Source organism: Cyclobacterium lianum, from assembly GCF_900143075.1.
Classification (GTDB): domain Bacteria; phylum Bacteroidota; class Bacteroidia; order Cytophagales; family Cyclobacteriaceae; genus Cyclobacterium; species Cyclobacterium lianum.
In genome coordinates this window covers 533,144-545,247 of sequence record NZ_FRCY01000002.1, presented here as the reverse complement: position 1 = coordinate 545,247, position 12,104 = coordinate 533,144, and the positions used below count along the sequence as shown (strand labels likewise).

The 12,104-nt window shown below is 46.5% G+C and carries 11 protein-coding genes and 3 tRNA genes; 8 read left to right on the top strand and 6 right to left on the bottom strand.

Annotated elements, in window-relative coordinates:
• Positions 1–36 precede the first annotated feature (36 nt).
• The 4 genes from BUB19_RS04985 to BUB19_RS04970 form a co-directional block, all read right to left on the bottom strand.
• Complete coding sequence (locus BUB19_RS04985; protein WP_073093012.1) at positions 37–1,986, bottom strand: CHU_0125 family OmpA-like outer membrane integrity protein; 1,950 nt, start codon at positions 1,984–1,986, stop codon at positions 37–39.
• A gap of 22 nt (positions 1,987–2,008) precedes the next feature.
• The gene (locus BUB19_RS04980) at positions 2,009–2,497 is read right to left on the bottom strand and encodes a hypothetical protein (protein ID WP_073093009.1); all 489 of its coding nucleotides are present in this window, start codon (positions 2,495–2,497) and stop codon (positions 2,009–2,011) included.
• Between the two features lie 168 nt (positions 2,498–2,665).
• Complete coding sequence (locus BUB19_RS04975) at positions 2,666–3,463, bottom strand: (Fe-S)-binding protein (RefSeq protein WP_245802772.1); 798 nt, start codon at positions 3,461–3,463, stop codon at positions 2,666–2,668.
• 10 nt (positions 3,464–3,473) lie between these two features.
• Entirely contained in the window at positions 3,474–4,811 is a 1,338-nt protein-coding gene (locus BUB19_RS04970) for a 4Fe-4S dicluster domain-containing protein (RefSeq protein ID WP_073093006.1), read from the bottom strand.
• Positions 4,812–4,899: 88 nt separating this feature from the next.
• Between BUB19_RS04970 and BUB19_RS04965 the strand changes: the two genes are divergently transcribed.
• From BUB19_RS04965 to BUB19_RS04945, 5 genes are all read left to right on the top strand, one after another.
• Positions 4,900–4,975, top strand: a tRNA-Phe gene (locus tag BUB19_RS04965).
• A 266-nt stretch (positions 4,976–5,241) separates the two neighbouring features.
• On the top strand, positions 5,242–5,739 hold the full coding sequence (locus BUB19_RS04960; protein ID WP_073093003.1) for an RNA polymerase sigma factor: 498 nt from the start codon (positions 5,242–5,244) through the stop codon (positions 5,737–5,739).
• Positions 5,720–6,148, top strand: a complete 429-nt coding sequence (locus tag BUB19_RS04955; protein WP_073092992.1) for a hypothetical protein — start codon at positions 5,720–5,722, stop codon at positions 6,146–6,148. Before BUB19_RS04960 ends, BUB19_RS04955 begins: the two co-directional genes overlap by 20 nt.
• On the top strand, positions 6,145–6,672 hold the full coding sequence (locus BUB19_RS04950) for a DUF4252 domain-containing protein (protein ID WP_073092987.1): 528 nt from the start codon (positions 6,145–6,147) through the stop codon (positions 6,670–6,672). Before BUB19_RS04955 ends, BUB19_RS04950 begins: the two co-directional genes overlap by 4 nt.
• 37 nt (positions 6,673–6,709) lie before the next feature.
• Positions 6,710–7,198, top strand: a complete 489-nt coding sequence (locus BUB19_RS04945) for a DUF4252 domain-containing protein (protein WP_073092982.1) — start codon at positions 6,710–6,712, stop codon at positions 7,196–7,198.
• 121 nt (positions 7,199–7,319) lie between these two features.
• Here the strand turns inward: BUB19_RS04945 and BUB19_RS04940 are convergent, their stop codons facing one another.
• Positions 7,320–8,090: a copper resistance protein NlpE N-terminal domain-containing protein gene (locus tag BUB19_RS04940; protein ID WP_084096967.1), complete on the bottom strand. Its 771-nt coding sequence runs from the start codon at positions 8,088–8,090 to the stop codon at positions 7,320–7,322.
• A 100-nt stretch (positions 8,091–8,190) separates the two neighbouring features.
• Complete coding sequence (locus BUB19_RS04935) at positions 8,191–8,730, bottom strand: RNA methyltransferase (RefSeq protein WP_073092976.1); 540 nt, start codon at positions 8,728–8,730, stop codon at positions 8,191–8,193.
• A gap of 132 nt (positions 8,731–8,862) precedes the next feature.
• Between BUB19_RS04935 and mutS the strand changes: the two genes are divergently transcribed.
• The 3 genes from mutS to BUB19_RS04920 all read left to right on the top strand — a co-directional run bounded on the left by mutS (position 8,863) and on the right by BUB19_RS04920 (position 11,850).
• Positions 8,863–11,463 (top strand): DNA mismatch repair protein MutS, encoded by a 2,601-nt coding sequence (gene mutS, locus BUB19_RS04930; RefSeq protein WP_073093215.1) that lies wholly within the window; start codon positions 8,863–8,865, stop codon positions 11,461–11,463.
• A gap of 137 nt (positions 11,464–11,600) precedes the next feature.
• Positions 11,601–11,676 (top strand) — tRNA-Gly (locus tag BUB19_RS04925).
• 90 nt (positions 11,677–11,766) lie between these two features.
• Positions 11,767–11,850, top strand: a tRNA-Leu gene (locus BUB19_RS04920).
• The last annotated feature ends 254 nt before the right edge of the window (positions 11,851–12,104 follow it).

The window sequence follows — 12,104 nt, the reverse complement described above, 5'->3', positions numbered from 1 at the left end:
TTTGAAAAAAACAGTTAGGCGGCAAAGATAAGGATTTTAGTCGGTGATTTCTATTACCTTAAATTCCGTTCTTCTGTTGGTCTGATGCTCTTCCTCGGTTTGGGCATTTTCAATGATCAATTGCCTTTCGCCATATCCCCTGGCCTCCAGTCTGTCACTGTCGATTCCCTGCGATACGATATATTCTACTGCAGATTCTGCCCTTCTCTGTGACAGGTCATCATTGTACGCATCACTGGCCCTGGCGTCGGTATGGCTGCTGAGCTCGATCCTTATTCCCGGATTGTCCTTCAGGATCTGGACGAGTTTGTCCAATTCTGCTGCAGCATCGGGTCGAATGTCGGCTTTGTCCAGATCGTAATAGATGTTTTCAAGTACAATGGCCCGCTCCAGTACCAATTGTTCCAAAACTATGGTGGTGTCCAGGGTCACATTGGTAACCTGCTCCACAAGGTCTTCTCTGGCGGGGGTTTTTCCCACGGTGCTGTAGGGGATACTTTTGGTAAAATACCCGTTCTTGGAAGCGATCATCGAGTAGTTTTTATCTGGCTCCAGCGGGAATCTCAGCCTTCCATTTTGACTGGAGAAATTTCCATCGATCGTTTGGTTGTTTTCATCATACAGCACCACGCGGGTCTGGGGTAGCACTTGTTCTTCTCCGTTTTCCAGCCGTTCTTTTGTCTGCACATTCAACAGTACATTGACCACCTTTGGCGGGGGCGTCATGTCTTTGAAATAGTAAATGTCATCATCGCCCTTTCCACCCTCGCGATTGGAAGTGATGAAGCCTTCTTTGGGATAATCGGTAAAGAAAATGCCGAAATCATCTGCCAGAGAATTGAAATTGGGACCAAGGTTTCGAACTCCGGTACTGTCCTCATCCTCCCTGAGGACGAAGAGATCGAGTTTCCCATAACCCGGATGGCCATCAGAGGAAAAATAAAACTCCCCGTTGGGCATGGGCCGCGGAAACATTTCGTTGCCTGCCGTATTGATTTCAGGCCCCATATTGACCACGTTTCCAAAGTCTCCGTTGGCCAGTTTGGTAGACTGATAGAGGTCTGTGCCCCCATAGCCCCCGGGCCGGTTAGAAGCAAAATAAAGCACTTCTCCATCCGGACTAAATGCGGGAGTGGAATTCCAGTATTCCGGTTCACCATTTACCGGCATAAATATCGGCTCTGTGAAACCTCCGCCCCGAAAGTAGGAGGCAAAAAGGCTTACGTCGGGGAGGTCATTTTTTGAGCCGGCATTTCCTCTCGCATAGATAATGGTATTGCCATCGGGACTGATGGCAATGGCCCCCTGATTCAATCCGCTTTCGTTGCGAAACTCAGGGAGCGTCTGTACATTCTGTACGTCCACATTGACTCCCTCAGCCCTGGCGCGAAACAGACGGGTATAGCCCTGACCGGTAGCCGGATACATGTCCCCGGACCCCCTGGAGCTGGTGAAGTAAAGATAGTTTTCACTCAATACCGGTGCATAATCTATTCCGGAAGTATTCAGTAGTTCGTAGTTTTCCAATTCGTGATTTGGCCATATTGGCTCAATGGACGAAATGGCTTCAATATTTTTGATTTCTTTTTCGGCAAGGGCAATTCTTTCGTCATCCATGGTCAGGGTTTTGGCTGCTTCGAATGCTTCCTTTGCTGCCTCATAATCCCCCTGCCCCTTCAGGCTTTTTCCTTTGTAGTACTGACTCTCAAAAGTAGCATCCTTTTCAGTGACCTTTTTGTAGTATTCTGTTGCTTTTTCTACCCTATTTGAAAGCCGGTAACTTTCTGCCATGTAAAAATTGGCTTCACTGTTGTCCGGTTCTTTTTCCAGCAGTCTGGCGAAGGAATTGATGGCCATCTGATACTCTCCGGCACTAAATTGGTTCTGTGCTTTCTGCTGCAGGCTGGTACACGAGACCTGGAGCAGCAGTATGCCTGCGAGGGCAAGAATGGCGTTAAAATAACCTAAATACGTTGCTTTTTTCATATGAATGGCTTCTCCCTCAGGTTTATTTGGAGAAATATTTTTTTAACCAACTGTCGTCTGCCGGGATCAACCATTGCTTCTCCAGATCGGAAATTTTATTTACACCCGGGTTGAATACCTTGCTTCGGGCTTGCAAAGATCCTTCGTCGATGTGTTGCCTGATTTCGGGAAGAAAGGCTACTTTCACTCCGTTATTATCCAGATAAGACACTTTCCCATTGTCCAGAAGATTGACGTTCAGTTTGGTTTCGATCTCCCGCAGTACCTTTACCGAACTGTCGATAGAACAACCGCTTGCTCCCAGCTGGCTTTCATCCACAGAAAGTACAATGAATTGATCGTATTTGATATCAAAAGAACTGGGCATCAGGCTACCATGGGTATTCCATTGATTGCAGAAAGTGACCAGTTTGGATATGATCCAGGTTTTTTCCTGCTCATCGAATGGCCTGTCTGCCTGATACACCCAAATTCTTGCCTCTTCCGGCATTTCTTCAAAAGGTATGTACATGCTTTGGTTCCTTTTTATTGGTTAGAAACGTATATTGACACCTGCAATGCTGTCAGGCTACCAACGTATTAACGTAGATTGAATTTATTATGATACATAATATGCTTTAAGATCCTTTAAAAAAACCAAATTACCAAAAGTCAGGATGCCTGGCATTCAGACTTTTTCCTACAGACCCTGGTCTTTGGCGATCAGTTCGGCGAGATCCAGCACATTGACCTCCTTTTCCTTTTCTTTGTTCTTGACGCCATCTGCCATCATCGTCAGGCAGAAGGGGCAACCCACGGCCACTGTCCCGGCCCCGGTTTGCAGTGCTTCTTCGGTCCTTTCGATATTGATATCCTTACGGCCTTTTTCCGGTTCCTTAAACATCTGTGCGCCACCGGCACCGCAGCAGAGGCCTTTTGTCCGGCATCTTTTCATTTCTACCAGTTCCAGGTCCAGGGCACGGATTACTTCCCGGGGTGCCTCATATACGTTGTTTGCCCGTCCCAGAAAGCAACTGTCATGAAAAGTAATTTTTTTACCCCTGAATCCGCCTCCACCTTTCATCACAATTTTGCCCTCATTGATCAGGCCCTGCAAAAACTGGGAATGGTGCATGACCTCATAATTTCCCCCCAGAGCGGGATATTCGTTCTTCAGCGTGTTGAAGCAATGGGGGCAGGCTGTAACAATCTTTTTGACCTGATAGCTATCCAATACCTGAATATTGCTCATGGCCTGCATCTGAAACAGAAATTCGTTGCCAGCCCTCCTTGCCGGATCGCCGGTACAGGTCTCTTCCTCCCCCAGTACGGCAAAATTGATCCCAACTTTATTGAGTATCTTGACAAAGGCCAGTGTCACCGCCTTGTAGCGTTCATCAAAAGATCCGGCACATCCTACCCAAAAAAGGACTTCCGGACTTTCGCCGGAGGCAGATTTTTCTGCCATGGTAGGGACTTGATAGGTTTTTTCACTCATTTTTCTTGGCTTACTTTGCGTCTTTATTGATTTCTGATGCCCAGTTAAAGCGATCTGAAGGGGCAAACTTCCAGGGCGCAAAACTGGTTTCTACATTCTGAAACATGGCATTCCATTGGGCAGGACTGCCACTTTCCTCCATGGCTGTATACCTCCGCATTTCCAGGATAATTGCCAGAGGATCAATGTTGATGGGACAGGCTTCTACGCAGGCATTGCAACTCGTGCAGGCGTTAATTTCTTCCTGGCTGATATAATCGCCCAGCAATGACTTGCCATCGTCAAAACCCTTCTTTCCGGCTTGCATATTGATACTGACCTCTTCAGCTCTGTCCCTGGTATCCATCATTATTTTTCTCGGGGATAGTTTTTTGCCTGTAATATTGGCCGGGCATTCGGCAGTACACCTGCCGCATTCCGTGCAGGAAAAAGCATTCATGATATTTACCCAGGTAAGGTCATTGACATCTTTTGCACCAAACCGACCCGCTTCAGCCGCTGCGGGTTCATCTGCAGATGGCTCCGTCTGCAGGCCTAGCATTAGTTTCACCTCTCTGGTGACCACATCCATGTTTGGCATTTTGCCTTTGGGCTCCAGATTGGCATACCAGGTATTGGGAAACGAAAGAAAGATATGCAGGTGCTTCGAGTAGGTCACATAAACCGCAAAAGCCAAAATACCAATGATGTGAAACCACCATGCAAACCTTTCCAAAGTCAGGAGGGCATTGTTACTCAGCCCGTCAAAGATCCATTGCATGCTTCCGCTTATCCAGAGCCCGCCCAGGGGTATGTATTTTTCTACACCCCTGTAAGCGAGTATCTGGTCGGTAGCATTCATCGTGAGTATCGCCAGCATAAGGAGGATTTCTATCCACAAAATAAGGTTGGCATCCAATTTTGGCCAACCTTTTAATTCGGAGGAGCTCAGCCTGGGAACCTTGGTAATGTTTCTTCGGAGGAGGAAAAACACGCAGGAGACCAACACGCCCATGGCGAGGATTTCAAAAATATTGATGGCTACTGTATAAAAGCCTGCCAAAACCGGCGCAAAAATACGGTGGGTGCCTGCAATGCCATCAATGATAAATTCCAAAACTTCCAGATTGATGACGATAAACGAAAAGTAGATAACAAGGTGAAGCAAGGCAGGGGCCAGTCTTTTAAACATTTTTTTCTGCCCAAAAGCTACCAACATCATCGTTTTCCACCTTTCTTTCGGATGATCGGTCCGTGAGACCTGCTTTCCCAGCATGATGGTCTTCCGGAGGAAACTGATGCGTCTGTACAGCAGGTATCCTGCCCCGCCCAAGACCAGTAAAAAAAGGATTTGTGGTAAGCTGCTCATATTGAATTGATTGTTCTATTCCTTCTATTTTTTTAGCCAAATCATTTGTACAAAAGTAACAAATACCTACCTTTGCATCACTTTCGGCGGTGATGTAGCTCAGTTGGTAGAGCATCGGACTGAAAATCCGTGAGTCGGTGGTTCGAGCCCACTCATCACCACCAGCAGCCCTGACTTTGTCGGGGCTTTTTTTTGTCCATTTTTTTCCGTTTGCCTGAAAATTATTTCCATATTGAAAGGGTATGCTTTGCAGCGGCAAATTAATAAATAGTAAGGAGGCATACTATTTTAATTTAGGTTTAAACCCCGTCTTGAGGCGCTTGTTTAAAATTTCGAATGGATTGGTAGCACTGCGCCTTCAAAACCAAAAATTCTAAAATATTTTTCCAAAAAGTGTAACCTTTCTATTTTTCAAGCATCACCTACCTGTATGAAGTCCTTTTTTGAAAGCGAAATCTGGCCCCTGAAAAATAAACTCTACCGTTTTGCCCTGCTTTGGTTAAAGGACAGAGATAAAGCACAGGACGCTGTACAAGAAACCCTTACCAGGGGATTTGTGCATGCCAGAGCCCTGGAGAAAATGGATAATCCGAAAGGGTGGATGATGCGAACGCTGAAAAATGAATCGCTGATGCAAATCAGACGGGAGGGGAGATATGAGGTATTGGACGAAGCGCAGGTAGTAGAAATGCATGGGAATCTTGAATCAGCCGATTTTTCTCATGAAGTGAAAATGGTTTACCGCTTTCTGGACCTTCTCCCGGCCAAACAAAGAGAAATATTCTTCCTGCGGGAAGTAGAAGGACTAATGCATCAGGAGATTGCGGGCTATATGGAGATATCTGAAGCACAGGTGAAAGTAAACCTGCATCGGGCGAGAAAAAAGTTAAAAACTTATCTGCAAAACAATGAAAAAGGACAAATCTGAATTGTGGGAAAAATATTGGAGCGGCGAGAGCAGCCTGGAAGAAGAAAACTTGCTCTTTGGCAATCCCGGGGACTTGCCGGTAGCTGGTCCGGAAAAATCCTTTAGAAAAGGAATAGTCGCTTTGCGTGGGGAAAAGCCTAAAGCCATCCCCAAACCATATGCGGGATTGCCCTGGCAGCGTCTGGCAGCGGGAGTAGCCCTGCTGTGTACGATTGCAGCGTGCTGGTGGGGGTATGAAAGCTACAGGGAGCAACAAAGAAAGCAGGCTTACCTGCAGGTGGTGGCGGCGATGGAGCTGATACAGGAGCAGCTGCAAAGAGGCAGTCAAGAACTTGAAAATGTGGAAAATCTGAAATACCTCAACACAGGAGCAGATTGGTATGAAATCAATAACCAACATCAAAGATGAAAAAAATCCTATTACTGATCGTTTTGCTTGTCCCTGTACTGGTACAGGCGCAGGAGGACGCCATTGAGCGCTTTTACAGCAAATACATGGACGACGAGCGCTTTTCACGGGTGTTTATCAGCCCCAAAATGATGCAAATGGCAGGCGGATTTCTGAATGCCAATAGCCCGGAGGGAGATGAGGACGCAGAAGAACTTTTCAGTCTCATTTCCAAAGTCAGGGGAATCCGCATACTTTCCGGGGAGCAGGTGACCGGACTGAGTATGTTTGATGAAGCGATTGGTCTACTCAACCGCAACCAATACGAGGAGCTGATGGATATCCGGGACAAGGGTAGCTCGCTTAAATTTATGGTGCGTGAAGAGCGTGGTCGTATCAAAGAGTTATTGATGATTTCCGGTGCAACAAATGAATTTACACTCATGAGTATGTTGGGCGATTTTACCTACCAGGACCTGAACATGCTTTCTGAAAAGACCAACCTGCCCGGAATGAAGGAATACGGCCAGGCAAAAAAGGAATGAACAATATCTACCATTTGAAAATAAACGAAACACCATTATGAAAAATGCATTGAACATCACATTACTGTCGCTTCTGTTTTATTTACCACTGAGTCTTTTTGGCCAGAGCAAAAGTGTTGACCGGCTGTATCAGCAATACAAGGATAATGACGCATTCTTCCACCTGGATCTGGCAGGCAACTTTCTCGATTTTGCCAAAGGTTGGGACATTGACATAGAGGAAGCCAATTTGTCTGCCATTACAGAAAGCATTGACCGGGTAAAGCTTTTTAAGCTGCCGGTGAATGGTGATCAGGCCCGGTCTGATTTTAAAAAGCTGTCGCAGGGCCTGCGGCGGGAAAATTACGAACTCATGATGGAGGCAGAAGAGAAAGATAGCGGGGTGTCCATTTATTCCCTGGGAGAGCGCAGCATGAAGGGTCTGGTATTACTGATCCATTCCGGGCCCGATTCGGACTATATGGTTATTGAGCTGGAAGGTCAGTTTGACCAGAAAGCGCTGGCCAAAGTAGGTAAAGGAATTTGATGGTATCAATATAAAACCGGTGGGTGCATACCTCCGGCCTTTGCAGAAGGTACCGGGGGTATGCCTCCTTTCACCAGGTAATACCTATTCTGACAAATCTCCTAATGATTTAAGGAGTTTTTCAGACATCCCGGCCAAAGGTGAGCAGCAAGGTGCCATTTTCGTCTCTTAATTCCAGTACATTCTCCATCAATTGGTAATTTCGGACCTGTTCAAGGGATTCAAAAAAGATGTTTTCCGCTTGCATTTCATCCTGACAAAATTTTTGGGTCCTGCCTATTTTTCCAAGTTCCAGTCCGTCTCCTGCTTTCAGGGTATACACCCCGAAAAAGTTATTGCAGCCTCCAAAACCGTGAAGGCGACTACTATCCTCCTCCAGAAAAACAAAGATTGTCCCGGGACTCCAGTCCTCATGCGGATAATTTTCCATTCCTTTTAGTACCCATTTGCTGTTAAGCAAGGGATGTCCGGCTTTGTCAACGACTTTTTTCAATACATACTTATCGGCCAGGGCTCCCCTGATCCTGTTGCCCTCCTGATCCAGGTGGAAAAGTTGGTTTTCGCCTACCAAATACCGGTCGGGTGAATCCGATATACCGGCCAATGTAATGGTATTGCCGGCTGAGTTCCATTCGAAACGTCCTTCCTGGCGAAATGCTTCTTCACTTTTTCCCAGGTAGCGGCTGCTTTTTACGTATTTCCCTTCCCTGTCCAGGCTGATGGAGATGGCGATGCCTTCACAATCTGCACAGGGCAGCACACCAGAATAAGTTCCCTCCCAATCCAGGGCGTTTTCACTGGTATCTCCTATGGGCAGTGGTTGACTGGTTTTACAATTGCTGAGCAGGATTGCAAAACAGAAACATGCCATTAGGGAAAGCTTTCTTCTCATGACTTTCGTTAAATTTTAGCCTGATAACTTTAGCTTATAACGGAATAATTGAGGTAAGGTTGAAAGGGCTGATTGCACCCTTTATCCGGTATAGGTCTGTTTACTGATTGAGACCCTCTGTTTTGCATACCAGGTCCCACAGGGCTATACCAATAGAAACTGAAATATTTAGTGAATGTTTGGTACCTAACTGGGGGATTTCCAGTACATGATCAGCTGCGAGTAACACATCCTCATGGACTCCGAAGACCTCATTGCCAAAAACAAGTGCATAAGGTTGGCCCGGTTTGGGCTGAAAGCGATGTAGCGCAATGCTGTGAGACGCCTGTTCCAATACGCATACCTTGTATCCCTCCTGCTGAAGTTGTCTGATCAGGTCCAGGGTGCTTTCCCGGTACTCCCAGCTTACTGACTCGGTGGCGCCCAGTGCCGTTTTGTGAATATCCCGGTGGGGAGGCGTACCGGTAATGCCACAAAGGTAAATTTTTTCGACCAGGAAAGCATCACCTGTACGGAAAGCCGCGCCTACATTGTTCAGGCTGCGAACGTTGTCTAAAATAAGAATTATCGGGTTCTTATCGGCCTTTTTAAATGCCTCAACGGAAAGGCGGTTGAGTTCATCTAAACTAAGTTTTTTCATATTCAAAAGGGATTTGGTCAGTAAAGATAAGTGTTGCCTGAAAAATTAGAAAGCCCTTATTTTTTGCTGTATTTTTGTTTATCCCAAGGAAGAGGTAAATTCAGGATTTATTTGACAAAACATGAAGCTCACATGGCTAAACCGGCAGTGAAGGAAACCCCCCTGATGAAACAATACAATGCCATCAAGGCAAAACATCCCGGAGCTATATTGCTGTTCAGGGTAGGGGACTTTTATGAGACCTTTGGAGAAGATGCCATCAAGGCGAGCAAAATTCTCGATATTGTGCTGACCAAACGCGCCAACGGCGCCGCTTCCCACATTGAGCTGGCGGGCTTTCCACACCATTCCCTGGATGCCTACCTGCCCAAGTTGGTCCGGGCAGGAAATCGGGTGGCCATCTGTGATCAACTTGAAGACCCCAAAGAAGTAAAGGGCATTGTAAAACGTGGAGTGACCGAACTGGTAACACCCGGACTGGCGTACAATGACAATGTGTTGGATAAGCGCAGGAATAATTTCCTCGCCAGCATACACTTTCAGGGAGACCAGATGGGCATTGCCTTTCTGGACCTTTCCACCGGAGAGTTCATGTGTGCGGAAGGGAACCAGTCATACATAGAAAAATTACTGCAAAGTTTCAATCCTTCTGAAGTAATCCATTCCAAGGGTTCGCGTACAGTGGCGGGAGCTTTGCTCAAAAACGATTTCACCACTTTTCACTGTGAAGACTGGGTTTACCAGCAGGATTATACCTACGAAAAACTTGTCAACCATTTTGGTACCAACAACCTGAAGGGCTACGGTATCGAAAACATGGTGTTGGGTACCATTGCAGCAGGTGCGGTGCTGTACTATCTGGAAGAAACTGAGCACAAGGAGGTCAGGCACATCGCCTCTATTTCACGAATTGCGGAGGAAAAGTATGTTTGGCTGGATAAATTTACCATCCGCAACCTGGAATTGATCTATTCCCAGCAGGAGGGAGGCATTCCGCTCATTCAGATCCTCGACAGGACCCAGACTCCAATGGGTAGCAGGATGATGAAAAAATGGCTGGTGCTGCCATTAAAGGAAAAGGAACCCATAGTCGAAAGGCAAAAATCTGTCAGTTATTTTTATGAAGAGTCTGATTTGAGAGAAGAGCTATCTTCTCATCTCAAGCATATAGGCGACCTTGAGCGGCTCATCTCCAAGGTAGCGGTGGGGAGGATCAATCCCAGGGAAATGAACCACCTGAAAAAAGCTCTGAAGAGCACACTCCCGGTTAAGGACTTGCTGGGCAGACAAGACCATGCTGCGCTTAAGAAGCTGGCAGATCAATTGAATACCTGCGCCTATCTTCTGGAGAAAATCGAAAAGGAACTGATGGAGGATGCACCCATGCTCACCCATCAGGGGGGTATCATTAAGAATGGTGTGGATCCTGATTTGGATGAGTACCGCAAGCTGGCCACCTCCGGAAAAGACTACCTGGTGCAGATCCAGCAGCGGGAGGTGCAGAAAACAGGCATCAGCTCCCTGAAAGTGGCTTTTAATAAGGTGTTTGGATATTACCTGGAAGTGAGCAATACCCACAAGGACAAGGTACCCGCGGAGTGGATCCGAAAGCAGACCCTGGTCAATGCCGAGCGGTATATTACCGAGGAGCTCAAGACTTACGAGGAAAAAATCCTGCATGCAGAAGAGCGCTTGCTGGTATTGGAACAAAAATATTTCCAGCTATTGGTACAGGATGCGGGAGATTATGTGACACAGATACAGCAAAATGCCCGGGTATTGGCAGCACTGGATTGTTTGTTGAGTTTTGCAGAGGTAGCCGCAGAAAACAACTATTGTGCGCCCAAAATTGCGAGCTCAGATGCTATTGAGATCAGGGATGGCAGGCATCCAGTGATAGAACGGCAACTGGCCATAGGAGAGGAGTACGTGCCCAATGACATCTATCTGGATAATTCTTCGCAGCAGGTCATTATCATTACGGGGCCCAACATGGCTGGCAAGTCGGCGTTGTTGCGGCAAACTGCGCTGATTGTGCTGATGGCACAAATGGGTAGTTTTGTACCGGCTTCATTTGCACGCATAGGCATGGTAGACAAGGTTTTTACCCGGGTGGGGGCTTCGGATAACCTGTCCAAAGGAGAATCTACCTTTATGGTGGAAATGACCGAGACGGCAAGCATATTGAACAACCTGTCGGATCGCAGCCTGGTATTGATGGATGAGATCGGAAGGGGTACCTCTACCTACGATGGTATATCCATTGCCTGGTCCATAGTAGAATACCTGCATAACCATCCCAGGTGCAAGGCCAAAACCCTGTTTGCCACCCACTACCATGAGTTGAATCAACTTGCCCATGACTTCCCGAAAGTAAAGAATTTCAATGTTTCCGTACGGGAGGTTGGCAACAAGGTCATTTTTATGCGTAAATTGGAAAAAGGCGGCAGTGAGCACAGTTTTGGCATACATGTGGCGCAGATGGCAGGAATGCCCAATCCGGTGGTTTTAAGGGCGGCAGAGATCATGAAGTACCTGGAAAAGGACAAGCAATTGAAGCAGCATCAGGATACAATGAAAGACATCCCGAAAAACAATTATCAGCTCAGTCTGTTTGAAATCGATCCCAAGTTTAAGGAAGCGAAGGACTTACTGGAATCTCTGGATATCAACACCATTTCTCCGGTGGAGGCATTATTGAAGTTGAATGAAGTAAAGAAAATTTTGGAGTAAGCTAGTCGCTTTACATTCAGGAGACTAGCTTTGAAAGCGTAAAAATTTCCTTTGGAATATTGGAGAATAGAAATTATAGCGTAAATTTGCACTCACAAATACGGAAAGAAAAGCCTTTTGGTATTTACAGTTGATAAGCGAAAGTAGCTCAGTTGGTAGAGCACGACCTTGCCAAGGTCGGGGTCGCGAGTTCGAATCTCGTCTTTCGCTCCAAGAAAAGCCCTGAATCAGGGCTTTCTTTTTTAGGGGCTCGGGTTAAAGGTAAAATCGTCAATTTTAGCTAACTTTGGGTTTTAAAGGTATGCCGGGATGGTGGAATAGGTAGACACGCAAGACTTAAAATCTTGTGGCCATTAGGCCGTGCGGGTTCGATTCCCGCTCCTGGTACAAATTTAAAGCTGCTTTTTGAGTGGCTTTTATTTTTTTGGATTTTTCCGACCTGCCATGGCCCGGGATAGAATGATTTTGTTTTGGTCTCGCTGAAAAAACTACAGATGTAACCCGGCTTCACCCGCTTTGGAGTGAATCCTCGCCACCTAATGGGTATGGAAAAGCGGGTGTTTGAATACATATAACGGGAAAAAATCAGAAGGGCGATAAGGGAAGATGCCTTCGTTTTCCCAAAACCTACTCCCGTTTCC